Raw genomic sequence first — 25,154 nt, 5'->3', positions numbered from 1 at the left:
CTTTTTTTAATGGTTAGCGTTAAATGATTTCACCAGGAAGAGAATTTGTACTGAAACGCCTTCCTGGCTGCTTTGTATGTTAAATGATGCCTCCAATTGGTCCGACAACCCTTTCATCAGGCTCATACCCAACGAGTCAGATTCTTCGGGAAGAAAGTCAGCCTGCAATCCGACACCATCATCTGAAATAGTCAGGAGGCAATATTGGGCGCTATCTTTTTTGAAAGTTATCTGTATCGTGCCATTCCTGTTATGAGGGAACGCGTACTTAATGGCATTACTGACAGCTTCGTTCAGTATTAGTCCCAGGGGGATAGCCTGAACGACATCCAGCAGAATAGCTTCACTGTTAATACAAAATGTGATGTCAGAGCGGGTATCAAAGCTTTCCTGCATAAACCCGGTCAGCTCCCGGATGTACCAGTTCATGTCAATGGCGCCCAGGTTGTCTGTATGATAAAGCCGTTGGTGAATCAGGGACATGGCAAACATGCGGTGCTGGCTGTTTTTAATGGCAGCTATAGCATCGGCGTTATCGAGGTATTGTGATTGGGTGTTTAGCAAGCTAATGATGATCTGCAGATTGTTTTTTACCCGGTGATGTATCTCTTTCAATAGCCATTCTTTTTCATCTACCAGTTTTTTTAGTAGTTCGTTTTGTGTGTTAATGGCTTCCTGTTGTTGTTCCAGCCGGAGGGCGTTTTTCTTCTTGAGCCGGTACCTGTTGTACAATAGTGCCAGAATGAGCAGCAGCATACAGATGCTGCCCATGATCACGTTACGGAATACTCTTCCTTTCTGCAGGGAGATTTCCTGTAGTTTACTTTTCTGGGTCAGTAATTCAATGTCCTTATCCTTTTTTACGGTTTCGAATTGCAGCCTGAGGACGTCCAGCTGCTTGCTTTGGTTAGTACTGGTAACTGAATCTGACAAGGATTTAAAGTACTGGTAATGTGTGATGGCGGCAGTAAGATGGCCAAGTGCAGAGTCGGTCCGGAAAGCGAGATATTCTCCTTCAGCCTGTTGTACCAATGGCATCGGTACTTCTTTCATGGTACGTTGATAGTCGCTGATATATTGCGCTGTGTTGCTGAACATGCCAGCTTTCTGCAGGTAAAAGATAATCGCGAGTCTTGCTGTCTGAATAGGTTTCAGATCTTTGCTTCCGCTTTCCACGTACTTTTGCAGCTTCTCATAATGGGGGGTGGCCTGGTGTAGTGTATGAAGTGCTATATGATTTTTAAGATAGCCTACTTCCATTTGTACGATTTCGTCTTCCCAGGTAACCGGCCCTAGTTTCTCAACTGTTTTCAGTGTATCAAGGCTGCTGCGATAGTCTTTTTGGTGTCTGAGCGCATCTGCAATGTTTAATAACATACCCCTGGTGCTGGCAGTATCATGGAGTTGTTTCGCATGTGCCAGGGCCTTACGGAAATAGTCGAGTGCCTGATCATAGTAATGTACGCTGTAGTAATTTAGTCCCACACGGTTATAGATGGTAGTCATCAATGGGCCTTGTTCTCCCAGCTTTTCGGCTGTTGCTACGGCCAGTAGGTTATAGCGGAGGGATTGCACAAAGTTATTGGAGCCGTGGTAAGCTTCGCCCATAATGGAGTACAGGCCCTGTAGCCGTTGATAACCGTTTTTTTTGTAGATGGCCAGGGCTTGTTCCAATACTTCCAGTGCACGGGGATAGTCGTTGTTGACCTGTAGCAGGTCTCCAATAAACTCTTTCAACTGGGCGGCCGCCTGTTCGTTTCCGTTATGGAGAAATATATCGGCGCCTTGTTGATAAAGTTCAATTTTCCGGGGAAGATCTTTTACATCGTTGGTATAGGTACCTCCCAGTTCAATGACAGCCTGGGCTTTCTCAAGGACGGTGCCGTAGGTGCTGAGCAACTGAAGGGCTTCTTCACTGCTTTGCCTTCCCTGTCCGGCATGTCCTGATTCGCGGAATGCCTTGGCCCTGAGCAGTTTGCTCAGGCCAAGGCCTCTGAAATAATGGGTTTGCCTGCTGCGGATTTCCATTTGTTCCGCCATCCTGAAGGCCATTGTCATGTCTTCTTCGCGTGACTCCGGTTTGTCAAGAAATGCTTCTCCTGTGTGCAGGAGCCTGGCAATAGTGGTAGTATCAGTTTTCCCATCCCGGAGCAGGGCGTTGGCATGATGAATATTTATGTCTGACTGTGCCAGTGTACATACGGGCAACAGCAGGCAGGTCACAAGTGCCCTGAGGCCGGAATAGGTTATGTATCGGTGCATAAGGTTACCCTTCTGGTTTTTGCGCGGATATTTCGCCTTGAAGGTAACAGGTCACAATGGCAACGCCAGGTATCATCATCGCGCTCAATCCTACCCACCTGGACAGGAGTGCACCGATAATACAGCCAGCCAGAAAGCCGCCGATGGTAACGGTTTGTTTTTGAAGGCCGGATATGGCCAGCTCGTTGCCTGCGCTGCCTTTTCGGAGAATATTACCCAGGTCCAGCGCAGCCTGTGTCACATTTCCGGTCATCATGGTGGTGGGGCCATGGGTCTCTTTGGCAAAAAGTTTACCGAAAGCATTTTGTAGGCCCATTCCCAGCACAGTTACCATTACAATAAAATAAGTCACCATTTTTTCTTCCAGCGTTGTGAATATTGGCAGGAAGAAAGCAGCAATCCCGCAAGCTATCAAAATTATACCTTCCACCAATAAAATGCGGTATTTTTTCTCCGATTTTTCTGCCAGCCATCCACCTATCATCACGGCTATGACGAATATGGGGAAGGTAATTAATTTGATCCAGGCGGTAGCACTACCGCTACCTGCGGATATTTGCGCTGCAAATACAATAAAGTTGCCGGTTACATGGGCGGAAAAAATGGAATCGCCGGCTACAAATGTGGCCGTGTCGCAGTACCCCGCCACCGATGCCAGCAGGAAGGTTACCCAGTTGATGCTATGTTTTTGTTCTGTCATACCCGGTTGTCGGTTTAAAAGGATGAGTTATTCCAAATGCGCTCTGAGCATCCAGGCCATCTTTTCGTGGGTTTCCATCAGTGAGGTAATATAATCACTGCTGCCAGCATCATGAAAGGCGGTGGCATAGCCGTTAATGTTTTCCCGCAGATGGATAAGGATACTTTCGTGATCATGTAACAGGTCTTTGATGAATCCTGCCCCGTCATTTTTCTCCCTGGTCATTTCAGTGAGATGAGTAAGCGCCAGAAATTCCTTTAAAGTGGCTGGTGGAAAATGTCCCAGCGTACGAATACGTTCTGCTATGTCGTCAATGATGCCATCCAGCTGTTGGTATTGACGCTCAAAAAACAGGTGTTTGTTGTGAAAGTCAGGCCCCGTTACGCACCAGTGGGCTTTGCGGGTTTTGGTATACAGCATAAATTCATCTGCCAGTATTTTTCCCAGGGAATGGGATACGGCTGCGAGATAGTCTTGTTTGATTCCGATGTTAACTTGCATATGTTTTAGATATTAAATAAGATGATATAAAAGTTGCATGTCGATGGAATAGCGCCCCGGGCCTAGCGCCAGGAGCAGCAAAAGTGACAGGGTATACATATAGGGCACGTCCCGTATTTCCAGGCTGTCTTTCCGGTGTACCACCCAATAACCAATAGCAGTAACGCCTATTGCAGGCAGTATAGCCAGACGGGTGAATAATCCCAGTATTATCAAAAAGGGTACTGCCGTATCAGCAAAAGTCGCTACCAGTCCATTCAGTGTTTCCGGCAGATGTAATGGATTGGGGACCTGTTCTTTTTGGCCGTTTTCGCGGCGGAATTTTTTCATGCCATGCACACGGAATAACTGAAAGGCCAGTAATACCCGGAAAGCCAGCATAGCGTAATTGTTGATTGTACTTCCTGCGTCGGAATAGAGTATATAGCTGATGATCTCATTCATAAAAAACAGGTTTTAAAATGCAAAACAGGAACATCCAAACACTCCCCAAAATGCACTGTAGTTATTAACGGGGACATCATTAAGCCTGGCGATATGATGATCGTGACCATGAACATGGCAGCTGCCTGCACAACTATGAACATGGCTGGTGGCGGCATCTGCGGGAAGGCTTATGCGGTTGTTTTTAAGGGAGTGATATCCTCCAAATTGTTTAATGGGCGACCAATCGGGGAGAACCGGAATGGGTGCAGGTGCGAACCGGTTAAATTCATCGCTGGCATAAACAATTTTTCCTCCAACAATGGTTAATACGGATTCGATATGTTTGATGTCATCTTCCGGTATCTTAAGAAAATCGGTGTTCAAAACGGCCAGGTCGGCCAATTGACCGGTTTTGATACTGCCTTTTATTTCCTGTTCGCCGGAAAACCAGGCACTGCCCCTGGTATATAATTCCAGTGCGGTTTCCCTGCTTAACTTATTGGCGTCGGTGTATAGCTGTTGTCCACCTACGGTTTTGCCAGCAGACAACCAGTAAAGGGCGACCCACGGATTGTAACTGCTGACGCGTGTGGCATCGGTACCTGCGCCCACCGCTACGCCGGCCTGTAACATCCGTTTTACAGGGGGCGTATGTGCTGCCGCTGTTGCACCATAGCGGTCCGTGAAATATTCTCCCTGGAATGCCATTCGGCTTTGAATGGCAATGCCGCCACCCAACGCCTTTACCCGGTCAATATTCTGTTCGTCAATTGTTTCTGCATGATCAAATATCCAGTGCAGCCCATTGAATGGAATGTCCCTGTTCACTTTTTCAAAAACATTGAGGAAGCGGGTAATGCTTTCATTATAGGTGGCATGTAGCCGGAACGGCCAGCGATGTTCTACCAGGTGACGAACGACTTTTTCCAGTTCTGCTTCCATGGTTTCCGGCAGATCGGGTCTGGGTTGCAGGAAGTCTTCAAAATCGGCAGCAGAAAATACCAGCATTTCACCGGCCCCGTTATGCCGGTACATATCATCTCCCTGGTGAAGTGTTACGGTGCTGGTCCAGTTCCTGAAGTCTTCCAGTTCTTGTTTAGGCCTTTGTGTAAACAGGTTGTAGGCAATCCTTACAGTGAGCTGTTGTTGTTGATGGAGATCGTTGATTACCTGGTAGTCGTCGGGGTAGTTCTGGAAACCGCCGCCGGCGTCAATTACGCTGGTAATGCCGAACCTGTTGAGCTCAGTCATAAAATGACGGGTGGAATTGAGCTGATGTTCGTAGGAGAGCCTGGGCCCTTTCGCCAGGGTGGAATACAGGATCATGGCGTTAGGACTGGCCAGCATCAATCCTGTAGGTTCGCCTTTGCTGTTCTTTTCGATAACGCCACCGGGAGGAGCCGGGGTATCCCTGGTAAATCCAACCGCACGAAGTGCAGCGCGGTTTAAAAAAGCACGGTCATACAAATGCATGATAAAGACCGGGGTATCAGGTGCGATCTCGTTAATTTCATCCAGCGTAGGCATTCGTTTTTCAGCAAACTGATGTTCGGTCCATCCGCCGACAACCCTGACCCACTGGGGAGAGGGAGTGATGGCTACCTGTTTTTTCAGCATCGCCAGCGCATCGGACAACGACGGTACGCCATCCCATCTTAATTCAAGGTTATAATTGAGTCCGCCGCGAATAAGGTGAATATGGGAGTCATTGAGCCCGGGAATAACCCGTTTCCCTTTAAGGTCGATGAGTAAAACTCCTTCCTGGCTGAATTGTTGGAGGATAGTGGTATCATCGCCAACGGCAACGAACTTTCCCGCGCCAATGGCTACTGCGGTGGCCCGGGGATTGTCATGGTCTATCGTATGTATCTTCCCGTTATACAGAACAGTATCTGCTTTGTTTATCATTATAGGCGGTTTTATTGGTGAAAGGAGGCAATGGCTTCTTTGATACCTTCTCCGGCAGTTTCAAAAAATGCGGGCCCTGCAAGCAGGATGGCTTTGGTCACCGGTTTTACGGGCGCAAGGTGATGCTGTTGCAGGTAACGTTGTGTGTGATAGGCTTTGATAATGCCTTTGGTCACGTTACCGGCTACCAATGCTGTGGGGGAATCAATACCGGCATCCTTAATGTCGCTGGCAAATGAAAAACCGGAGACGCCGATCCGGATAGCTTCCCGGAGTGCCACGGCGCCTACCGTGATCATCATATCTGCATCAAAATGATTCCGGTCTCCCAGTCCTATCAATAGCAGTTGAGGGGCTTTCATGGCGCCTTTGGGCGGTGTGATCAGTATGGTTTCCAGGTAATGACCGGTGAATTGTCCGCCTTTTCTCAATTCGGTGATCTGACCTTTGAGGGCCTGGTCCAGATGTACCATACCATTGAGGGCTGCTGGTAAGGCGGGAGGATGAAAGATGTCTCCTTCCGTATATTCAAATACACAGGCGATCTGCAACGGCGCTGCTGCAGCGGAGGGACCCTGCACCAGGCCTATAATGGATAAGCCGTCTATCTTGCCCCACACGCGGCTAGTGCCTATGGGCGAGGGTTTGATGCTACTATCGGTATGCTGTGCTGCCGCTGTAATGGAATGCAGGGAAAAGAGAATAGCACCCGCCAAAGTGACGAGCTTCCTGTGATAACGGGTGATGCGTGTTGAATTCATGGTGTTTCGTTTTTGTATGCTAGAACTTGAAACTGAGTCTTGTATTAATGAATAAACCATCCTTGGGGGATGCTGTCATATCCCGGATAAAAGCACCGGTCTTAAAATATTGAAGGCCGCAGTTAAGGGACATGTATGTATTCATACTGTATACAATGCTGGCGAGATAGGCTGTGCCGATATGTCTTTCCCGGGAGGTCGCTCCCGGCAGATTGAAACCTCCGCCGGGCCGGTAAATACCATCCTGCAATGAGTAGCGCCAGTTTAGCACGATGTCTGCCTGTGCGAGCATCTTCCGGCCTATATTGATGGTGGCATAGGGATGCAGGTCTATCAGGTTCACCGGGCCGATCTGCGGACTAAACCCGAAATACCCGCCCTTGGGATAAATCGGATTAAATGATTGCAGATTGCCATCTCCCTTGTGCCGATCGCCTGAGATATAATCATTACGCAGGTTAATGGATGGTTTACCGGATACGTCCTCAAAAAGATATCCCGCTTCTACGGAGGCGGTCCAGGCACTAATACGACCATTGCCAAAAGAGCCGAATTGATAGGCGCCTTCGAAGTTGTAGATAAACCCTCCTCCGTATCGCCAGATTCTGGTGCCGATGGTGTGACGCAATTCACGGCCGGGCCCTTCTTCAAATACTGAAAGGTTTCTTTTGATGCCGATGTAATACAGATCTACATTGGGAAATGCAGGAAAGATGGTTTTGCTGTATACGCCCCAGAGATTCACTTCTTTGCTTGATTTATTGTCGAATACACCTGTATTGATAGTATCGGCCATCATCACAAATCCATCGATACTCCATTTGGGCGTGGTGTACATGAGTTTGGCACCGTCGAAATACAATCTCAGGTTAGGACCTTCCCTTACGGAAATAAGCCTGCCACTCCCATAATCCAATTCCTGCCTTCCTGCACGGATAGTGAGTGTTTGATCATTCCGGTTAATGACTTTAGTATCAAAAAAGAGTTGCTGTATATTCAGATGGTCTTCATCAATAGGACGAGGCCCATTCTTTCGGCCACTTTCCCAGGCGCTTCTGATCTGTGTAAAAAACCGGAAACTATTTTGCAGATGCAGATCCGCGTGCAGATCATAACGCTGCAGGAGAAAACCATTGTGCCCAATGCCCAGCCTGCCCCAGTCTTCATTGTTAAAATCTACATACTCTAACCTGGCTGAACCACCAAATGAAGCATACGTATTGCCATCTTTTGATAAGCGGTGGTATTTTATTTTCCGGTAGAGATGAGGGGTAGAGTCGCTGAAATTTGAATAATCTTCATCGAAGCGCATGAGTTTAAAACTTTGCCCCTTTGTCCGGGTAACGGATAAAAGACAGGTAATAACAAGTACAGAAAGTCCAATGGGACGGGGAAGGCGTTTGACAGGCAATTGGAACAGGTTTTAACTGGTGGCTTAGTGTTTCAGCATATTGTGGGCATAATGGATACCGATACCATAGGCGCCACCGTATTTTTTCATCAGGTCGGTAACGGCCTTATAGGTTTCCTGGCGGGCCCAGTCACGTTGTAACTCCAGGAGGTATTGAATAGACGTGACCGGTTTTACACCTGCGTGTATCATGCGTTGAACAGAACGTTCGTGTGCTTCCGCACTTACATCGCCGCAGGCATCTGTGATCACATATACATCGTAGCCTTCTTCCAGCGCAGACAATGCCGGGCCTACGATACAAACACCTGTCCACAGACCGGCCATCACCAGTTTCTTTTTGCCTTTGCCGGTAATGGCTTTGTAGGCTGCTTCATCTTCCCAGGTATTCATTGTGGTGCGGTCAATGTAACCGGAAGTAGCCTGTGGATAAAATTCTTCGATCTCTGGAAATACAGGTCCTGAAAAAGATTCTTCTGCTACAGTTGTCACAACGGTTGGTACATTAAAAATCCTGGAAGCTCCTGCAACGATAGCGGTGTTGGTCCTAAGCTCGCTTAAGGCGATACTTTTGGTGGCAAAACCCATTTGTCCTTCATAGTCGATCAGGATAAGCGCATGATTGTCGGGCGACAATAAGTTGGTAGATGGTTTCATTTGTAAATAGTTTGTCCGGGTAAGTCAATTCGGATGCCTTTTTACAAATAATTGATAATCAATATTATAAATAAAAAAGAGAAGCTGAGTTATTTACGGTATTTCGTAATATTATGAAAAGCCCCATTTACGGTGATCGTAAATGGGGCTCAAAGGATATAAATGAAATCAGTTGGATACCTGTCGCGCTGCTTCCGTAATCACAGCAGCTACATCTTCCGGCCTGGAGATATAAACAACATGACTGCCTTTGATTTCAGTGACTTTCGTATTGGAGCGCTGATACATATTGCGTTGAATATCGGGGTGGATGCTTTTGTCGTCGGTCGCCACAATACCAAAGGAGGGTTTGTTTCTCCAGGCAGCAGCAGTAATAGGAGTGAGGAAACATTCGCCATAAAAGGCTCCTTGTGAAGCGTACATAAAAGCTGCCTCATCTTCGCTCAGGTCTGCACAGAAACCGGCGTGAAACTTTGCCTTATCGTAATAGACGATACCTTTTTCATTCGGCGGTAATATACCGTTTTCAGGTGCCGGCGGGGCAGACCGGAACCATTGCAGGGCAGTTTCATCATTATCCGGCTGGAAGGCAGCGATATATACCAGGGCCGCTACTTTGGGATGATTACCCGCTTCGGTGATCACCGCTCCGCCCCAGGAATGGCCTGCCAGTATCGTGGGGCCATCCTGTGCATCCAATACCAGGTGAGTAGCCGTCACGTCATCCTGGAGGGAAGTCAATGGATTTTGTACGATACTCACGTTATAACCCTGACGGGTAAGGTTTTCATAAAGACCTTTGTACCCCGAGCCATCGGCAAATGCCCCATGTACGAGTACTACATTTTTTATTGTCATATTGAATAATTTTTGTGTTGATGCGTATCAATTCAACACGAATGCTCTTAACAATATAACCAGCAGGAATGTTGTAGTACCGCAGTCATAACCGCTGTTTTCTATTCAGCTGGTGTAATCGTCATCATCGTTTCAATAGCGCCACTTTGATACATCTTCGTCCCTTCTACTGTAAACTGTTTTTCAAAGGCTTTGTCGGCAAATAATGGTCTGCCTTTACCCAATGCCACCGGCATAATATGCAGTGTGATGTGATCAATGAGATCATGTTCCAGCATTACCGCATTCAGTTCACCGCCGCCTATCAGCCAGATGTCCTTTCCCGGCTGTGCTTTCAGCTGTTGTACAAAACCAGGAATATCTTCGCCATGTACAAAGGTAACATGCGGCGCTGCCGGTCTTTCGCTGCGCGTAAACACATAATTGGCGTGGTTCGGATGTGGATAAGTGTCTGCCAGCTCTAAAATATGTGCATAGGTTTTATAACCCAGCAGCGTTGTATCCGTAGTAGCAAAAAAATCAGCGAATCCATAATCCGTTTTTTCCGGATTGGGCAATCCTGTCAGCCATTCCAGTTGTCCGTTTTCATCCGCGATGTAACCGTCCAGGCTAATGGCGATGTATAGGTTTACTTTTCTTTTCATATCGCAAAATTCGGCAACGCCGAATACAAAAAATTGTATAAAATTTTCCGACCTTACGAAATGAAAAAAATAATATGCAACTGACGGAGTTAAAAGAGGATATCTTTCGCCGGTGGCTGGCGGCTTCCGGAGAGGTAGACAAGATAGCAGATGCGAAGGCTGCCGTGGTGAGGGAAGTGTGCGCAAAGGGGAAATGTTATGCGGTGAAAAATTATGAAGATGGGCAGATAGCGCGGTGGACTGGAGTATGGAAGGGGAAGATCTTACCGGTATGATGCGCGCCTGCGGCATGTCAGATGAAACCTATGCCTACTGGGAATCCCGTGGCCTTTTTATCGTTGAATGATAGCATTCGGAAAAGAAACCTGTACCAATCCTGCCTGTACGGCCTTCTTATATTGCAACGGTGTCATACCTGCAAATGATTTAAACACCCGGATAAAATGCGCCTGGTCGTAGAATCCATTATCGTAAGCCACTTCGGTGAGTGGTATCGCGGGATTATCGGCTATCTGCGCCAATGAGGCATTGATCAGTTGTAACTGGATATATTTTTTAGGCGTACTGCCTACCGCTTGTTGAAACTGTTGAATATATTTTTTGGGAGACACCTGCTGTGCTTGTTGCAGGGTTTTGATATGCCCCCGCGTCAGGCTTACAGGCAGACTGTGGTCTGTGATCACGGAAGGTACCACATGAGGACGCGCATGCGCCAGCAGGAAACGTTCCAGCGTTTTTAACTTCTCTGCTGCTGAAGGCTGCGCCTCCAGTTGTTCTACCAGCTGGCCGGTAAACGCTCCCCACAGCTGATTGCCGGATAATGGCCCTGCTTGCAGCATAGCAGCGGATAAGCCAAACAACCGGTATAGTCCAAAAGGTTTAAACAGGATACCGATAGCTTTATAGTGACCGGATACCCTTGTCATCACCGGTTGTGAAAACAGACCGGATATACCACCGGAACGGCTATAGGCAAACGGGTCCTGTCCCTGTGGCGTCATCGTAAAAGCGCCGCCCAGATTGATGACCAGCTCCTGGTGTAAAAAAGGGATGTTATACACCGACTGTTGCAGCTTCGGTGTTTCATGGTACCAGTAATAGTCAATCGCATCTTTCAGTTCTGCGCAGGGCTGCTGTACCGTTGCCTTCATGATCCGTATTTCAGTTTGGATGAAGCTGTTCGCCACGACAGCCTTGATTTTTTCTGTTATATTTGCGTTTGCGGTTACACCGTAAATGTAGTAATTACGGATCGGGTTTCAAACATGGGTGATATTACAACAACAAAACGGCCGCCTTACTGGCGTCTCCTGCTGCTGTCCTTTAAAGATGCCTATCAGTCTTTACAGGCTAATGATCCGTTGCGGCTGGCGGGGGCTACCGCGTTTTTTACCACGTTTGCATTACCGGCTATCCTCGTTATTCTCATTCAGCTGTTGCGGATGATTTTCCGCCTCGAACATCCGGGCAGGCGTTTGTCTATGCAGCTGGAAGCGTTGTTTGGCGTTGAAACTGCGGAGGCGATTGTACAAACGCTGCGGGCTTTCCGGGGTATCGCCCAAAACTGGGTCATCGGTATCGCCGGATTTCTCTTTCTGTTGTTCGTAGCTACTACCTTGTTCAGGATCATTAAAGGTTCCATCAACGAATTGTGGAAAATCAAACAGGTGCACAAGGCTAATTTCGGGCAGATCATGTTATCGCGGCTGAGAGGGGTGCTGGTGATTTTTTTTGCGGGACTGCTGTTTCTCATTGATATTATTGCGGAAGCGGCGCAGGCTTTCCTGGGAAAGTATATCAGTATTTATCTGCCGGCATTGGCTTCTTATTACAACAGTACACTCAACTATGTATTGTCGGTATTGATTGTCACCATCTGGTTTTATCTTGTTTTTTATTTTATCCCCGATGGGCGGCCACGCCTGAAACCAGGTATGGTGGGTGCATTGGTGACCGGTATTCTTTTCAGCATCGGCAAAATTGTCCTGAAAGTATTACTCACTTATAGCAGTATCAATACCTTGTACGGCGCTTCTGCCTCTACGGTGCTGCTGTTGCTGTTTATGTTTTATTCTTCCATTATCTTCTACTTCGGAGCGGCATTCACCAATGCCTGGTCATCGCATATAGGAATGCCTATCCGCACCTTGCAACATGCGGTACATTATGAATTAAAACCCGCCGCTGAAAATCCGGACAACAAATTAGATAAATAATTTTTAGAGAAAATGTAATTTGGGGGGATAATGCTGCCTGACAAACAGCCAGCTTTATTACCACGTTATGGACAACCAACTTACGCTCCGGGAGAAAATCGGCTACGGTTTTGGCGATATGGCTTCTTCTATGTTCTGGAAGCTGTTCGGCATGTACCTGTTGTTTTTTTATACTGATATCATGGGCATTACCGCGGCGGCCGCAGGTACCATGTTCCTTATTACCCGTATCTGGGATACCCTCTTCGATCCGGTGGTCGGCGCCATAGCCGACAGGACCAGCTCCCGCTGGGGGAAATTCCGGCCTTATCTGCTTTATATGGCGATACCTTTCGGCGTAATCGGCGTACTAACCTTCACAACGCCGGATTACAGTCCCACCGGTAAACTGATCTATGTCTACATTACCTACTCCGCCATGATGATGATCTATTCATTGATCAATGTGCCGTATGCATCTTTGCTGGGTGTTATTTCGGCTGATGGCCGTGAAAGGAATACATTGGCTTCTTTCCGGATGGCGTTTGCTTTCGGTGGCAGTTTATTTGCCGTAGCGCTTATTGAGCCAATGGTAGACCTCTTCAGCGAACGCGCTTCTCCGCAGCGCGGCTGGCAGCTGGGCGTGATGGTGATCGCACTGATCTGCGTAGGGTTGTTTCTGTTATGTTTCGCCTGGGTGAAGGAACGGGTACAGTCAGCCGGGGAACAGTCTTCTTCCCTGAAGAACGATCTGCGTGATCTGTGGCAAAATAAGCCCTGGTGGATATTGCTGGGCGCCGGTATGGCGGCGCTGATTTTCAATTCTATCCGCGATGGCGCTACGCTCTATTACTTCAAATATTTTATTCGGCAGGATGCTGCCTTTCAACTGGGCCATACAAAAGTCACTTATTCCACACTTTACCTGCTGATTGGCCAGGGCGCCAATATCCTCGGCGTGGTGCTGGCATCGCCGGTAGGGAACCGTATCGGTAAAAAGAACACCTACCTGGGAGCGATGATCATCGCTTCGGCAGGCAGCATTATTTTTTACTGGCTGCAAAAAGAACAGCTGGTACTTATTTATGTATTTCAGCTGATCATCAGTATATGCGCGGGTATGGTGTTTCCGCTGTTATGGTCTATGTATGCCGATATTGCAGATTATTCCGAATGGAAAAACGGGCGGCGGGCAACGGGACTCATTTTCTCTTCTTCCTCCATGTCGCAAAAATTCGGCTGGACTATCGGTGGTGCGCTCACCGGCTGGTTGCTGGGGTATTTTGGTTTTCAGGCCAACAGTACACAACAACACATAACCCAGCAGGGCATTGTGCTGATGTTAAGCTGGCTGCCTGCTGCCGGATCTTTATTGTCTATTCTTTTTATTGTTTTATATCCTTTGTCGGAAAACCGCATCGCCTTTATCAGCAAAGAACTGGCAGTCCGCAAACAACAACTTCACTCATGATGCAACACGAATTGAAACAGGCGTTACAAACCGAATTACACCGTATCCTGCATTACTGGAAACAATATCTGCCGGATGAACAACAGGGTGGCTTTTATGGCAAGATAGATCATAGTAATACACCAGACCGGTTGGCGCCTAAAGGCGCTGTGCTAAACGCACGTATTATGTGGACTTTCGCCGCTGCCTATCATCTTTTGGGAGATGCTTCCCTTTTGCCGGTAGCGCGCCGGGCAGAAACCTACTTCAGGGAACAGCTGCTGGATACCGTCCATGGTGGCGTTTTCTGGACGGTAGACCACCTGGGGCAGCCACTGGAAACCAAAAAACAAACCTACGCGATCGCTTTTGCGATCTATGCCTACAGCGAGTATTACCGGGTTACGAAAGAAGAACCGGCACGCGCTATTGCCATCCGTTTGTACAACAACCTGCAGCAATACAGTTATGATCCCCGGCACGGTGGCTACCTGGAGGCATTTACGCGCGACTGGAAACCTTTGGCTGATCAGCGCCTCAGCGAAAAGGACGCTAACGAAAAGAAAACCATGAACACTCATTTGCATATACTGGAGGCTTACGCCAACCTATATACGGTGTGGCCGGAAAGTACGCTGAAAAAGAATATCCAGGATTTATTGCGGTTGTTCAAAGACCGTATCATTGACCGCAAGAGCGGGCATCTGCATCTTTTTTTTGAAGAGCAGTGGCAGGTAAAGGGGCATACGGTATCCTACGGGCATGATATAGAAGCCAGCTGGTTATTGCTGGAAGCGGCGCAGGTAATACAGAACCAGGAGCTGATCGCCACTTTCAGGGCGATGGCGCTGAAAATGGCGCTGGCTACCGAAGAAGGGCTGGACCGTGACGGTGGCCTGTGGTATGAATATGAACCGGCAACCCGGCATACGGTGGCGGAAAAACACTGGTGGCCGCAGGCGGAAGCCATCGTGGGGTTTGTGAATGCCTGGCAACTGCAACCCTCCGGCAGGTTCCTGCAAAGAGCTGCGGAGGTATGGCGGTTCACCGAAAAACACTTGCTGGACAAAGCGCAGGGCGAATGGTACTGGGGTATCCGGGAAGACGGTACTGTAATGGAAGAGGACAAAGCCGGATTATGGAAATGTCCCTATCATAACGCCCGCGCCTGTATGGAGATCATGAAACGGCTATAACGCTACGTTGTAGCTCACCTTCACTTTGTCCATCACCACATGGGTATAAAAATGTTTCAGGTTACTATTATCCATGAGATGTTTTTTGGAGAAGGCTTCAAAATGAGCCATGTCCCTGGTGTGTACAATCAATACAAAGTCGTAGGTGCCGGTTACGTAATAACACTGTGCAACTTCAGGGCAGCTTTTCATGGCGCGCTTAAATTCGTCTATCGCTTTGGAGCTGCCTTCGTGTAATACCACGTCTACCACGCAGCTGGCGCCAATGCCTGCTGCCAGCGGTGAAACAATCGCCACATCGGCTTCAATGATTTTTTCGTTCCGGAGTTTGGTCAGCCGTCTTTGTACGGCACTCTGGCTCAGGTTCACTGCTTCGCTGAGTTGTTCCGTTGTCAGCCGGTTGTTTTGCTGCAACAGGCGTAGCAATGTTTTATCATATTCATCGAGTTGAAACATAATTTACCCGTTTATGATAGGAAAATAGGCAAAATATGCCGGTTAAAACGCGATAACGCAAAAATTAGTCTTCGGAGCGCTGGTAATTTTGCTTGTAGAAAAACGAACAGGTATGATACACACGTCCTCTATTCAGCTACCGGCCAGCACCGCCTTTTCTGCGGATGAAATACACCGCTTCCGAAGTGAAACCACCGGCACCCGGCACGTGGTGCACCTGAACAACGCCGGTTCCGGCCTCATGCCGGATATAGTGACCCAGGCGCAACTGGAACACATTACCCTGGAATCGGCCATCGGAGGTTATGAAGCAGCCGCCTTGCAGGCAGATGCCATCAGCGGCTTCTATGAACAATGTGCACTGCTCTTCAACTGCAAGGCGACTAACATCGCTTTTACGGCCAGCGCTACCGATGCCTACACCAGGGCTTTATCCGCTATTCCTTTTGAAAAGGATGATGTGATACTGACAGACCGCGATGATTTTGTGTCTAACCAGATACAGTTCCTCTCCTTACAGAAAAGATTCGGGGTGAAGATCGTTCACATCAGGAATGCTGCTGTTGGCGGGGTAGACCTGAACGATCTGCTGGAAAAGCTGTATTACTACAAACCCCGGCTGCTGGCGATTACGCATATCCCCACCAATTCGGGACTGGTGCAACCGGTACAAAAAATTGCGGCTGTCTACAGCACCTATCTGAAATCACATCCGGATAAAACCTGGTATATCCTGGATGCCTGCCAGAGCGCCGGGCAAATGAAACTGGATGTGCAACAGCTGCAGTGCGATTTTTTAAGTGTTACCTGCCGTAAGTTCCTGCGCGGCCCACGGGGCACCGGCGCCCTGTATATCAGCGACAAGGCCTTACAAGCCGGTCTGGAGCCCATGTTCATTGATATGAGAGGCGCCGAATGGACGGAAAAAGGCGCCTATAAACAACACCCGGAAGCCAAACGCTTCGAGGACTGGGAATTTGCCTATGCTACGGTAGTAGGTACCAAAGCGGCGATTGAATATTGCCTGCAGATCGGGGAAGACCGTATCTGGCAACAGGTACAGCTGATGGCAGCGATCACCCGGGACCAGCTGGCGTCGATAGATAAGGTGAAGGTATTGGACCGGGGAATAAAACAAGGCGGACTGGTAACCTTCCATGTAGCGGGTGGAGATCCGGTGAATATTGTAAACAGACTTTTAAAAAGAAAGATCAATGTTGTACCGAGTTACCGCGCCTTTGGTGTGCTGGACTTTGACGACAAGGGCGTGAAATGGGCAGTGAGGGCTTCGCCGCATTATTACAATACCACGGATGAAATTGAATTTTTTATTGAATCGCTGAAAGAAATTATCTGAATCTATGTAGTGATGGGACGTCTGCCTCATCTGTTGTTAGTCTCTATTAACTATATTTTGTTCCCCAAATGCCGGTCGGCATCTTAGTCCCGGGAACGGAGCAAATGGTGATCCATCCTCTATTCCCGGGGCTAAGCATGTCATCGGTATTAGTATTTAAACAAACTGCGTGTTGTTTGATGTAAGCCGTCGCTCACCTGGATGAAATACATGCCGCCTGGCATGGCAGTGAGATTAAAATTGGCTTCCCGGTTTGTTTGATCTTCCGGCAGCAGGGTAGCGGCTACCTGGGTGCCCTTGGCGTCCAATACAATCAGCCGGTAAGATTTCCTTTTTTTATCGTCCAGTTTTACTTTAAAGATCCCGGTAGTAGGGTTGGGATACACCGTTACGGGCATATCGTTTTGTGTGGCTGCCATCAGGCCTCCGGTGGTTTGTTGTGCAAACAGTTCCCATTCTGCCAGCTGCGTTCCTGTGTCACCGTTATTGGAGCTGATGTTGAGCCGGTAGTAACGGTAGACGGTGCTATTGCTGCAGGTGAAAGTCCGGGTAAGGCCACGGGTGGCGAATGTTTCGCCGGAGCGGCTGTCGAGCGTGGTCCAGGTGAGGGTGTCATTGGAACCTTGCAGCGTCCAGTTTTTAGGATCGCGGGCAGGCACGTCGTTGGCCGATGTGAGCGTGTATTTGGTTACTGCCGCAGGCACGCTGGACTTGTACTGCACCCACAGTGCGGTTCTGCCGCTGCGGAAATATTTGCTGGCGATATCGTTGTCTATCAGGCTGGGTATATCTTCGGAAGGTTTGGTGGTGTTGGGGTACTGACCGGTGATTACGCCGCCGTTGTCGGTGATATCCACGAATTGGGTTACGGGCGGAGTGGTGTTGGCGTTATAACCTACCATGGCCGGCGTGAGTATCCTGGCGGTAACCGGGGCGGTAGACACCTGGTCGGCGCCGGCGTCCAGGGGAACGCTGCGGGACTGACCGTCCATATCGAACAGTACATCCGGATAGGCCGTAATAGCGGCGCCGATGGCGGGGCTACCACTTTGCAGGTGGAAGGTGCCGGTGGTATCACGCGCTACCAGCGGATTGGCAGTCACGTAGCCACCACTGGGGATAGCGCCGTTGGGGGTATTGTAGATGATGTTGCCTTTCCAGGTAGGGTTGGTATACGGACCGGCGATCTGTGCGGCGTTACTGCCTCCCTGGATAACGTTGTAGGCTACGTTGGTATAGGTGGCGCCCAAACCGTTGGTACGGCCGGATTGGGTGATGTTGCTGGTATTGTTGACCAGGGTGTTAAACGCTACCAGTACGCGGTCCGGACGATCGTGACAGGTGAGTGGCGAGCCATCGGCTACTTCGCCATCACCATTGCCGATATTGATAGCAGGGTTACAGCTTTCAAAGTGATTGCTGTAAATGACGTGATCATCGCCGAAGATGCGGATGCCAGGTGTGTTCACGAAATAGTTGCCATACACTTTACATTTGTTGCCATGCCGCAGGGTGAACTGGGCGGCGCAATCGCGGATAGTGTTGTAGCGTATCGTTACCGCTGATGCTTTTACAGAAATCATTTCATTTTCTCCGGCGCATTGCTCAAAGAGATTGTATTCCACGATGCTGTTGCTGGAAGACATGCTGTAGCCGCTGAGTCCAAATTGGAACGTTTCAGCGCCGTTGCCCGTCTGCGGTTGCTGGTCCAGGAAATAGTTGTGGTGAATCCACAGGCTTTCGGCAATCTGGCTGCCGCTGCCGCGGATGGCCAGGAAACGGCCCATGGCGTTTTTGTGCTGGAAAGTGTTGTAGTCTACTTCATGGTTGCTCCCCGCGATAGTCAGGTTCTCACCGTCGCCGGGTGTTTCAAAGATGTTGCGGGTGAACCGGCAATAGGAGGTACCGGCGCCTGTTTTAGTTTTGCTGGCGGAATGGGTGAATTTAAATCCCTGGATGATGATGTATTTCGCGGGACTGGCTACGTTAAATCCGCCGGTACCCGCAATGATGGCGCCTGCCGGCGATTGGGCCTTGATGGTAATAGGCTGTGCGGCCGTTCCCTGTTTGGTGATCGAAATATCGGCCGTGCTGGTGTAGGTACCGTTGGCCAGGATGATCACATCTCCGGGGTTAGCGTTGTTAATAGCGGTTTGTAAGGCTGATAACGAAGTTACCGGCGTTTGTGCCGCAACTGTCTGCCAGCATAACAAAAACAGGAAGAGTAATTTTTTCTGCATGTGGAATGTTTAAAAGGTGTTGGGAAGGGTTTGTGAGGATGGAACAATGCCGGGCTGCAGGTCTTTCAGGATAACTAATGGTGTTCATTTATGCAATCGTTTGCATCGCAAGAAAAGAAAAAAACTCCGGATAAAAAAAACTCTTTTTTAAGTATTTCTTCCTGAAGCATTTAGTTACTTTCAGGTGAAATTTAACAGCATGGAAACGATTGACTATAAACCGGAGGCTGCGAAAAAGGCATTGACCTATATCCAAAAAGGTCATGCGGTTGGATTGGGTGCGGGTAGTACTATTGCGCACCTGGTGAAGGAACTGGCGGCGGTACCGGCGCTACGGGAAAGTATCACCGTAGCCACTGCGTCTTTTAACACCCGCCTGCTATTGCAGGAATACGGTTTTAACGTCCGGGAAACGGCGGCGGTAGCACAACTGGACCTCCATTTCGACGGCTGCGATCAGTTTGACCGTCAGCTGAACGCGCTGAAGAGCGGGGGCGGAGTGCATACCCTGGAAAAGCTGTTGGCCGCCATGGCTACACGTTTTATCCTGGTGGGCGACGGCTCCAAATACGTACAGAAACTGTTGCCTACCGTGCCGGTAGTGATAGAACTGATCCCCGATGCATTGTCTTTCGTACAACAGGCTTTGCAACGCCTTTATCCCGATGCCCGCCTGCAACTGCGACTGAGCAACAAAAAGGATGGAGCGGTGATCACGGAAAGGGGCAATCTCCTGCTGGATATCTGGTTCACGGCATTTCCCCCGGTTGCAGAAATTAATCCACAGTTGAAAACCATTCCGGGTATATTGGAAACCTCCCTGTTTTACCAAATGGCCCATGAAGCTATCATCGCGGGTAAAGACGGGGTTACGGTGGTATCTCCGCAATGATCTCCGCTCCTTTGCATCATCTCCGCGATGATCTCCGCTCCTTTGCGCCCTTAAAACAACCGACAATCTCTGCGTGCTTTTGCGAGAAAAAGATAGATCGGTCTGTCTTATCTTTGCAGGATGAAACAGAAAATCAGCGATCCCCGGCAGCGGTTGCTCGATACCGCCACAGATCTTTTTTACCGGCAGGGTTATCACGCCACGGGTATTAACCAGGTATTGCAGGAAGCGGGTGTTGCCCGTGCCAGCCTGTACCTGCACTTCTCCTCCAAGGAAGCGCTGCTGGAGGCATTCCTGGAATACCGCCATACTTACTGGTTCGATGCCCTGAAATCCTTTACGGAGAAACATGCCAAAGCAAAGGAAAAAATCCTTGCGGCATTTGACTTTCTGCTTTATATCAATGAAAAGGAACACTACCGCGGATGTGCATTCCTGAATATACTCTCTGAAATCACGGAACAGGATGGTGAAGCGCTGCGTATTATCCGCGACCACAAAAAAGAACTGCGCACTTATTTTTCTTCCATTCTCAATAAAGAAAAACAACTGGTACAGGACCATGTATACCTGCTGTTTGAATCGGCCATGGTAGAAAGTCAGTTGTATGCCAACCAATGGCCGGTACAGGAGGCTAGGAAGATGGTGGCAACGCTGCTGTAGCTGCTGCCTGTTTGAGTTTTTGTTCTACCAGCAGGGCATGCAACACCTCGGTGGAAAGGCCGTGTAAAATAAGCCGGAATGCTGCGCCATAAGTAGGCAGCGGTATCATGGGATGTTTGTTATTCAGCGCTACCAGCCGCTCGGGGCAATCCATAATAGTAGCAGCGTACAGCCCGATCACTTCATCCAGCTGCAAAGAGTTGGAAGCTCTCCAGAAATCACTGTCGGTCAGGAAAAACTGGTATACCGGTGTAAATATCTCAATGGCGGTAGCCAGGTCGAGACAGTTCGTCCATTTATTACGGAACGTTTCAAAAGGCAGCGGGCCAGTGCTGATGGCGCTAAAATCCGGGTTATCCACTTTGGTGATACTTTTTCCTTTTGCCTTTAATGCATTATTCAGGTTGATGATAAAGTTGTAGAGATTCAGATCATGCTGCAAAAAAAGATTATCCTTCACGGCATTGATAGACACGGGTTTCAGCGGATGCATGGGAATATCATCGATCTCTTTCACATTATCCTTAATAAACCGCAGCACTTCCGAACCCAGGTAAAAGTGCCGTAATATCAGGAAATTGGCTTCCGGCGTAATACAATACTTCATTCCTCTGTACAGCCAGCGGTGCAGGCGTTGCGGCGCATTGATCACATTGGGTACGATGGCTTTAAACACCTGCAGCAGGATAATACCCAGGCGCGCAAACACTTTCACGAAAGGATAAAGGAACTGTTTGGTCCTTCGGCCGGAATCATACAGGAACGCGGCTTTGGCATCCGGGTTGAACGGGATGCTGTGGTCCAGGAACAGGGCATGCCAGTGGCTGGGGTCCCGGGGGTTGTTCTCCAGTTGTTCAAAATAAGCACTGTCTTTCATACGCTAGTAATTTCCGATTTGCTCCAGCTGTAGCTGGTATAAACGACCTGTTACCTTCGCCGTTTTTACGATCCGTTCAGCGAGTGTGGTGGTCAGCAACCCCGACTGGATGGCGTTCTCAAACCGTTCAAAGTGATTTTCATTGGAATCGCTGGTTTCATGGTAGGTGAAAAACGATACCTGGTCATCACGAAGCTGTAATTGTTGTTGAATGGCGCGGCCCCAGTTGCCGGCTACGCGGTTACCCAATCCTTCGATGATGAACATACCGCCCAACAGATCGAAGGGGTCCGGCTGACTGGCCCTTTGGAACATATAGGCACTCAAGGCTTCGCTACCGATATTTTTCTCACCTCGCTGCATTTCTTCCAGACTGCCGCCACATTGAATATAGTTCTTTTCCAGTATCTGGTAGTCCCGGTGTTCATCGCGGGAGTGGGAGATGAAGGAGGAGCGTATATCAAAATGTTCGATACTAACGTTGGAGGCTGCACGGGCAATCCATTGGGAACCGTCAATCACCTGCTGGCGGAGATTAAACAGCAGCGCTTTATATTCTTCCAGTGTGAGCGTACCGGAGAATATCTTTTTCACAATGGGTACCTGCCGCAATGCACTTTCGAAATCTATCCAAACAGTGGTTAGCTGACGGATCAGCCATTCCAGGGTAGGATTATCCTGGCGGATGCGTATATCCGGCGCCTGAATGGCGGTTAACAGCGCAGTAGGATCGAAGGTTTGTGTAGCGGTAGGCGGTACCACGGTGAGCATCATAAACCCGGTGATAAACCGGCCGCTTTCCGGTACCATACACAATATTTTTTCGCCTGCTTTCAGCGATCTGGTGCGCAGCAGTTCTTCCAGCAATACAAAGATGGATGCCGCGCCCACATTGCCTACGCTATACAGGTTGCTGAACCATTTTTCTTCCGGAATGGTAACACCGCCTTTTGCCAGCAGCTGTATAATCTTTTCCTTGAAATGATGGGAAGAATAATGACATACGAACCAGTCAAAACCCGATGCGGCGAATTTGCCTTCGTCAATCAGTTCAAAGAACCGTTGTACGCCGAGTTTCACCATATTGTCTACCAGGCGGAGATCCTGTTTCAGGTTGAGCGCTCCGTCTTTGTCGGCATCAGTGAAACTGTCATAGTCCATCCAGGATTGGGTGTTTTCCTTGTTCCTGCCGGCAAACATGCACACTTCGAAGCGGTGGGCGTAGGAGCGAAGGTCTATCCATTCTATTTGCAGGCTGACATGTTGGGCGGCTGGCCTGTTTTGTAAGAGGAACGCTCCGGCGCCATCTGACAGCATCCAGCGGAGGAAATCTGTTTCCAGTTCCAGGCCATGGCCATCCAGTATGCGTTGTTGTTGCTCAAAACGTTTGGCTTTAAACAGCCTGCTGGCAAGCTCACCGGCGCAAGCTACCGCTGTTTGTACGTTACCCGTTTGAATATGCGTATAGGCGTTCCGGATAGCCATGAGACCTGCTGCGCAAACGCTCTGGTGACTGGCAATTTCACAAGCCGGGTTACCAAGATCGGCATGTACCATACTGGCGAAACCGGGCACGGGTAAGTCCGACTGCGTAGTAGCCGCCGATATAAAATCAATATCTTCCTTGCTGGTACCGTTACGATGCAGGCAATCTTCGATAGCCCTGGCTGTCATGCCACTAACGGTATGGGTAGTACGTTGTTGTTTATCTATGGCGTAATGCCTGGATTGTATGCCGTTTTGGGATAACATCCTGGTTTTGCTGCGGGATGGCTTACCGCTGATCAGTCCAAGGTATTCTTCAATCTCGTCGTTGTGAACAGGTTCGCCTGGCAGATATTTGCCGGCAGCCGTGATGTAAACGTTCTCTAACTGCATATTGGGTGTATTAATAAACGGTGGATGTTAATTGGGTACGCTGACAGTTGGTGTAATGATCGTGGTTAAATTAGTCGATTTTTAAGATATACCAAACTGAAGGGGAGATAAAGTGTTGTTAAAAGTAGTCCGATTTTAAAAGGGGCGTTGGTAAAGCGTTTTATTGTTTTCGGGGTACAGGTGGGGGCGCTACAGGTGGAAATGCATTCTCGCCGGGACAATTAACCACGATAACCGGGTCGTTAGTCACCTGTATGGCCTTGCGGCTTATCTGCGGCGTAATTTTTTCAACTGCTCCTTTTTTAACATACAGTTCCTTCCGGAAGGCTTTCTCCTGGTTTTGGCCGGATTGCTCCAATTGTGTTTTAAGTATCTCTGAGAGCGGGGATGATCCGGTATTTTGTTTTTGTAGTTCGATATTGCCCAGCATATAACGCCCATTCTTATACTCAATGTTCACATCACGCTGCCGTGGGAAAGCATTGTTATTTACAACGAGATACACTTCGTCGTACTTTTCAGGTATTTGCCAGGTATATAAAAAAGGGAGGGAATCCTTTCCGGCTGCCGGCAGTTTTATCGCCACTGTTATTTCGGAGTAATCATGCCTGTCCGCGTGGGTGTATGGGTTGTTTTCGTAGGGGCATTTGGGTGTTTCGCCGTATACAGGCCGGAATAAAAGTTCCTTCATATTGCGTTGACCCATGTGCACGAAGGCCTTCCGCTCGCCAAAGCCGCTGAAACAGATTTGTCCTGCATGGCCGTTTCCACTGGATACAAAAAGATCTACCAGGTTCATGGGGCCAAATTCGAAGCTGACCTTATTGGCATTGATCATTTTCCATTTTCCGATGTGGTACTGTGCTCCGCCGAAAATATGGAAACGCCCCGTTTCTTCCAGTATAAGATGTACCTTTTCTTTTGATCCATCTACTGATTCCGCTGTGTAATAGCCCGCAAATTGAGCAGTGGAAGAGGTGCTGATGAGCAAAAGTATCAATAATACGAATCGGCGTTTCATGCGTACAAAATAAATAAAAAATGCTCGTCGGGTAAAAAAATATACCGTTGTTTCGCTGACGCTTATGGAGTTTCCGGGTTGTCCACGTATTCGTCACTCAAAAAACAATTCTTTTTAAGCAGCAATAGATCCTGCATAAAGCTTTCCTGATCATCACTCAATCGTCTCTCAAAAAGAATTTCCTGTTAAACAACAATAGCTTTTGCAGAGGCTTCCTGATCATCGCACATTCGTCTCTCAAAAAAAATTCTTGTCAAATAACAATAAATCCTACCTTTATTTTAAAATAGACAGACTGGTCTATCTGTATATATTTCTTAAAACAAAATAATTAACATGGAACAGAAACCTCCCTTCCCGCCCTTCACCCGCGAAACCGCACTCCGGAAAGTACAAATGGCGGAAGACGCCTGGAATAGCCGTGATCCCGAAAAAGTATCCAAAGCCTACACGATAGACACTGAATGGCGTAACCGCGACCAGTTTATTAACGGCAGGGAAGCAGTCGTCGCTTTCCTGACCCGTAAATGGGAGAAAGAACTGGACTACAGGTTGAAAAAAGAACTGTGGAGTTTTACCGACAATAAAATCGCGGTACGATTTGAATACGAATGGCATGACAAAGCCGGTAACTGGTTTCGTTCCTATGGCAATGAATTATGGGAATTTGACGCTAACGGGCTGATGCAGCGCCGGTTTGCCTCCATTAACGACGTGCCGATCCATAGCAATGAACGGAAGTTCGTGGACAGTGCCGGTCCGTTTGTATTGGCCTGTTAATATAATAGCGGGCTCATACTT

General features: G+C 48.5%; 24 protein-coding genes. 8 read left to right on the top strand and 16 right to left on the bottom strand.

Features of this window, described 5'->3' with window-relative positions; all coding sequences use genetic code 11:
- Positions 1-6: 6 nt before the first annotated feature.
- The 10 genes from ICL07_RS17875 to ICL07_RS17830 all read right to left on the bottom strand — a co-directional run bounded on the left by ICL07_RS17875 (position 7) and on the right by ICL07_RS17830 (position 10,128).
- On the bottom strand, positions 7-2,262 hold the full coding sequence (locus ICL07_RS17875; protein ID WP_188089390.1) for a tetratricopeptide repeat-containing sensor histidine kinase: 2,256 nt from the start codon (positions 2,260-2,262) through the stop codon (positions 7-9).
- Positions 2,263-2,266: 4 nt separating this feature from the next.
- Positions 2,267-2,962 carry a YoaK family protein gene (locus tag ICL07_RS17870; protein ID WP_188089389.1) on the bottom strand — a complete coding sequence of 232 codons (696 nt, stop codon included), beginning with the start codon at positions 2,960-2,962 and terminating at the stop codon, positions 2,267-2,269.
- Between the two features lie 27 nt (positions 2,963-2,989).
- A complete protein-coding gene (locus tag ICL07_RS17865) occupies positions 2,990-3,463 on the bottom strand; it encodes a Dps family protein (protein WP_188089388.1) in 474 nt (157 codons plus the stop codon).
- Positions 3,464-3,475: 12 nt separating this feature from the next.
- Positions 3,476-3,907, bottom strand: coding sequence for a DoxX family protein (locus tag ICL07_RS17860; protein WP_188089387.1), 432 nt, complete (start codon positions 3,905-3,907; stop codon positions 3,476-3,478).
- A gap of 12 nt (positions 3,908-3,919) precedes the next feature.
- The gene (locus ICL07_RS17855; RefSeq protein ID WP_188089386.1) at positions 3,920-5,797 is read right to left on the bottom strand and encodes an amidohydrolase; all 1,878 of its coding nucleotides are present in this window, start codon (positions 5,795-5,797) and stop codon (positions 3,920-3,922) included.
- An 11-nt stretch (positions 5,798-5,808) separates the two neighbouring features.
- Complete coding sequence (locus tag ICL07_RS17850) at positions 5,809-6,558, bottom strand: M17 family peptidase N-terminal domain-containing protein (RefSeq protein WP_188089385.1); 750 nt, start codon at positions 6,556-6,558, stop codon at positions 5,809-5,811.
- A 19-nt stretch (positions 6,559-6,577) separates the two neighbouring features.
- Positions 6,578-7,870, bottom strand: coding sequence for an alginate export family protein (locus tag ICL07_RS17845; RefSeq protein WP_188089384.1), 1,293 nt, complete (start codon positions 7,868-7,870; stop codon positions 6,578-6,580).
- 123 nt (positions 7,871-7,993) lie between these two features.
- On the bottom strand, positions 7,994-8,626 hold the full coding sequence (locus tag ICL07_RS17840; RefSeq protein WP_188089383.1) for a hydrolase: 633 nt from the start codon (positions 8,624-8,626) through the stop codon (positions 7,994-7,996).
- Between the two features lie 168 nt (positions 8,627-8,794).
- Positions 8,795-9,484 carry an alpha/beta hydrolase gene (locus ICL07_RS17835; RefSeq protein ID WP_188089382.1) on the bottom strand — a complete coding sequence of 230 codons (690 nt, stop codon included), beginning with the start codon at positions 9,482-9,484 and terminating at the stop codon, positions 8,795-8,797.
- A gap of 101 nt (positions 9,485-9,585) precedes the next feature.
- Positions 9,586-10,128, bottom strand: coding sequence for a dihydrofolate reductase family protein (locus ICL07_RS17830; RefSeq protein WP_188089381.1), 543 nt, complete (start codon positions 10,126-10,128; stop codon positions 9,586-9,588).
- A gap of 74 nt (positions 10,129-10,202) precedes the next feature.
- On the opposite strand from ICL07_RS17830, the gene ICL07_RS17825 reads away from it, so the two are divergent.
- On the top strand, positions 10,203-10,403 hold the full coding sequence (locus tag ICL07_RS17825; protein WP_188089380.1) for a hypothetical protein: 201 nt from the start codon (positions 10,203-10,205) through the stop codon (positions 10,401-10,403).
- 57 nt (positions 10,404-10,460) lie between these two features.
- Here the strand turns inward: ICL07_RS17825 and ICL07_RS17820 are convergent, their stop codons facing one another.
- On the bottom strand, positions 10,461-11,279 hold the full coding sequence (locus tag ICL07_RS17820; RefSeq protein ID WP_188089379.1) for an AraC family transcriptional regulator: 819 nt from the start codon (positions 11,277-11,279) through the stop codon (positions 10,461-10,463).
- Between the two features lie 114 nt (positions 11,280-11,393).
- Here ICL07_RS17820 and ICL07_RS17815 point away from each other — a divergent pair, with 114 nt between their 5' ends.
- From ICL07_RS17815 to ICL07_RS17805, 3 genes are all read left to right on the top strand, one after another.
- On the top strand, positions 11,394-12,344 hold the full coding sequence (locus ICL07_RS17815) for a YihY/virulence factor BrkB family protein (protein ID WP_188089378.1): 951 nt from the start codon (positions 11,394-11,396) through the stop codon (positions 12,342-12,344).
- A 67-nt stretch (positions 12,345-12,411) separates the two neighbouring features.
- Positions 12,412-13,794 (top strand): MFS transporter, encoded by a 1,383-nt coding sequence (locus tag ICL07_RS17810; protein WP_188089377.1) that lies wholly within the window; start codon positions 12,412-12,414, stop codon positions 13,792-13,794.
- The gene (locus ICL07_RS17805) at positions 13,791-14,969 is read left to right on the top strand and encodes an AGE family epimerase/isomerase (RefSeq protein ID WP_223151966.1); all 1,179 of its coding nucleotides are present in this window, start codon (positions 13,791-13,793) and stop codon (positions 14,967-14,969) included. Before ICL07_RS17810 ends, ICL07_RS17805 begins: the two co-directional genes overlap by 4 nt.
- Here the strand turns inward: ICL07_RS17805 and ICL07_RS17800 are convergent.
- Entirely contained in the window at positions 14,964-15,425 is a 462-nt protein-coding gene (locus ICL07_RS17800) for an Lrp/AsnC family transcriptional regulator (protein WP_188089376.1), read from the bottom strand. The genes ICL07_RS17805 and ICL07_RS17800 overlap by 6 nt on opposite strands.
- 112 nt (positions 15,426-15,537) lie before the next feature.
- Between ICL07_RS17800 and ICL07_RS17795 the strand changes: the two genes are divergently transcribed.
- Positions 15,538-16,782, top strand: coding sequence for an aminotransferase class V-fold PLP-dependent enzyme (locus ICL07_RS17795; protein WP_188089375.1), 1,245 nt, complete (start codon positions 15,538-15,540; stop codon positions 16,780-16,782).
- 149 nt (positions 16,783-16,931) lie between these two features.
- On the opposite strand, the gene ICL07_RS17790 is transcribed toward ICL07_RS17795, so the two are convergent.
- Positions 16,932-19,022, bottom strand: a complete 2,091-nt coding sequence (locus ICL07_RS17790; protein ID WP_188089374.1) for a chondroitinase-B domain-containing protein — start codon at positions 19,020-19,022, stop codon at positions 16,932-16,934.
- Between the two features lie 199 nt (positions 19,023-19,221).
- Here ICL07_RS17790 and rpiA point away from each other — a divergent pair, with 199 nt between their 5' ends.
- Both rpiA and ICL07_RS17780 read left to right on the top strand, forming a co-directional pair.
- Positions 19,222-19,914 carry a ribose 5-phosphate isomerase A gene (gene rpiA, locus ICL07_RS17785; RefSeq protein WP_188089373.1) on the top strand — a complete coding sequence of 231 codons (693 nt, stop codon included), beginning with the start codon at positions 19,222-19,224 and terminating at the stop codon, positions 19,912-19,914.
- A gap of 120 nt (positions 19,915-20,034) precedes the next feature.
- On the top strand, positions 20,035-20,577 hold the full coding sequence (locus ICL07_RS17780) for a TetR/AcrR family transcriptional regulator (RefSeq protein ID WP_188089372.1): 543 nt from the start codon (positions 20,035-20,037) through the stop codon (positions 20,575-20,577).
- On the opposite strand, the gene ICL07_RS17775 is transcribed toward ICL07_RS17780, so the two are convergent.
- From ICL07_RS17775 to ICL07_RS17765, 3 genes are all read right to left on the bottom strand, one after another.
- Entirely contained in the window at positions 20,549-21,454 is a 906-nt protein-coding gene (locus ICL07_RS17775) for a DUF6999 family protein (protein ID WP_188089371.1), read from the bottom strand. The genes ICL07_RS17780 and ICL07_RS17775 overlap by 29 nt on opposite strands.
- Positions 21,455-21,457: 3 nt before the next feature.
- Positions 21,458-23,332 (bottom strand): beta-ketoacyl-ACP synthase III, encoded by a 1,875-nt coding sequence (locus ICL07_RS17770; RefSeq protein WP_188089370.1) that lies wholly within the window; start codon positions 23,330-23,332, stop codon positions 21,458-21,460.
- Positions 23,333-23,492: 160 nt separating this feature from the next.
- The gene (locus ICL07_RS17765) at positions 23,493-24,353 is read right to left on the bottom strand and encodes a hypothetical protein (protein WP_188089369.1); all 861 of its coding nucleotides are present in this window, start codon (positions 24,351-24,353) and stop codon (positions 23,493-23,495) included.
- A gap of 336 nt (positions 24,354-24,689) precedes the next feature.
- Between ICL07_RS17765 and ICL07_RS17760 the strand changes: the two genes are divergently transcribed.
- The gene (locus tag ICL07_RS17760; RefSeq protein WP_188089368.1) at positions 24,690-25,133 is read left to right on the top strand and encodes a nuclear transport factor 2 family protein; all 444 of its coding nucleotides are present in this window, start codon (positions 24,690-24,692) and stop codon (positions 25,131-25,133) included.
- Positions 25,134-25,154 lie beyond the last annotated feature (21 nt).

The organism is Chitinophaga qingshengii (genome assembly GCF_014529935.1).
GTDB classification, from domain to species: Bacteria; Bacteroidota; Bacteroidia; order Chitinophagales; family Chitinophagaceae; genus Chitinophaga; species Chitinophaga qingshengii.
This window is presented reverse-complemented; position numbering and strand designations above follow the sequence as displayed.

Excerpts from the sequence above, each read along its gene's own strand:
- ICL07_RS17810 (WP_188089377.1), top strand. The coding sequence starts at position 12,412 with ATGGACAACCAACTTACGCTCCGGGAGAAAATCGGCTACGGTTTTGGC.
- ICL07_RS17855 (WP_188089386.1), bottom strand. The coding sequence starts at position 5,797 with ATGATAAACAAAGCAGATACTGTTCTGTATAACGGGAAGATACATACG.
- ICL07_RS17795 (WP_188089375.1), top strand. The coding sequence starts at position 15,538 with ATGATACACACGTCCTCTATTCAGCTACCGGCCAGCACCGCCTTTTCT.
- ICL07_RS17760 (WP_188089368.1), top strand. The coding sequence starts at position 24,690 with ATGGAACAGAAACCTCCCTTCCCGCCCTTCACCCGCGAAACCGCACTC.
- ICL07_RS17870 (WP_188089389.1), bottom strand. The coding sequence starts at position 2,962 with ATGACAGAACAAAAACATAGCATCAACTGGGTAACCTTCCTGCTGGCA.
- ICL07_RS17830 (WP_188089381.1), bottom strand. The coding sequence starts at position 10,128 with ATGAAAAGAAAAGTAAACCTATACATCGCCATTAGCCTGGACGGTTAC.
- ICL07_RS17820 (WP_188089379.1), bottom strand. The coding sequence starts at position 11,279 with ATGAAGGCAACGGTACAGCAGCCCTGCGCAGAACTGAAAGATGCGATT.
- ICL07_RS17815 (WP_188089378.1), top strand. The coding sequence starts at position 11,394 with ATGGGTGATATTACAACAACAAAACGGCCGCCTTACTGGCGTCTCCTG.
- ICL07_RS17860 (WP_188089387.1), bottom strand. The coding sequence starts at position 3,907 with ATGAATGAGATCATCAGCTATATACTCTATTCCGACGCAGGAAGTACA.
- rpiA (WP_188089373.1), top strand. The coding sequence starts at position 19,222 with ATGGAAACGATTGACTATAAACCGGAGGCTGCGAAAAAGGCATTGACC.
- ICL07_RS17845 (WP_188089384.1), bottom strand. The coding sequence starts at position 7,870 with ATGCGCTTCGATGAAGATTATTCAAATTTCAGCGACTCTACCCCTCAT.
- ICL07_RS17840 (WP_188089383.1), bottom strand. The coding sequence starts at position 8,626 with ATGAAACCATCTACCAACTTATTGTCGCCCGACAATCATGCGCTTATC.
- ICL07_RS17775 (WP_188089371.1), bottom strand. The coding sequence starts at position 21,454 with ATGAAAGACAGTGCTTATTTTGAACAACTGGAGAACAACCCCCGGGAC.
- ICL07_RS17865 (WP_188089388.1), bottom strand. The coding sequence starts at position 3,463 with ATGCAAGTTAACATCGGAATCAAACAAGACTATCTCGCAGCCGTATCC.
- ICL07_RS17770 (WP_188089370.1), bottom strand. The coding sequence starts at position 23,332 with ATGCAGTTAGAGAACGTTTACATCACGGCTGCCGGCAAATATCTGCCA.
- ICL07_RS17835 (WP_188089382.1), bottom strand. The coding sequence starts at position 9,484 with ATGACAATAAAAAATGTAGTACTCGTACATGGGGCATTTGCCGATGGC.
- ICL07_RS17790 (WP_188089374.1), bottom strand. The coding sequence starts at position 19,022 with ATGCAGAAAAAATTACTCTTCCTGTTTTTGTTATGCTGGCAGACAGTT.
- ICL07_RS17825 (WP_188089380.1), top strand. The coding sequence starts at position 10,203 with ATGCAACTGACGGAGTTAAAAGAGGATATCTTTCGCCGGTGGCTGGCG.
- ICL07_RS17765 (WP_188089369.1), bottom strand. The coding sequence starts at position 24,353 with ATGAAACGCCGATTCGTATTATTGATACTTTTGCTCATCAGCACCTCT.
- ICL07_RS17850 (WP_188089385.1), bottom strand. The coding sequence starts at position 6,558 with ATGAATTCAACACGCATCACCCGTTATCACAGGAAGCTCGTCACTTTG.
- ICL07_RS17800 (WP_188089376.1), bottom strand. The coding sequence starts at position 15,425 with ATGTTTCAACTCGATGAATATGATAAAACATTGCTACGCCTGTTGCAG.
- ICL07_RS17780 (WP_188089372.1), top strand. The coding sequence starts at position 20,035 with ATGAAACAGAAAATCAGCGATCCCCGGCAGCGGTTGCTCGATACCGCC.
- ICL07_RS17875 (WP_188089390.1), bottom strand. The coding sequence starts at position 2,262 with ATGCACCGATACATAACCTATTCCGGCCTCAGGGCACTTGTGACCTGC.
- ICL07_RS17805 (WP_223151966.1), top strand. The coding sequence starts at position 13,791 with ATGATGCAACACGAATTGAAACAGGCGTTACAAACCGAATTACACCGT.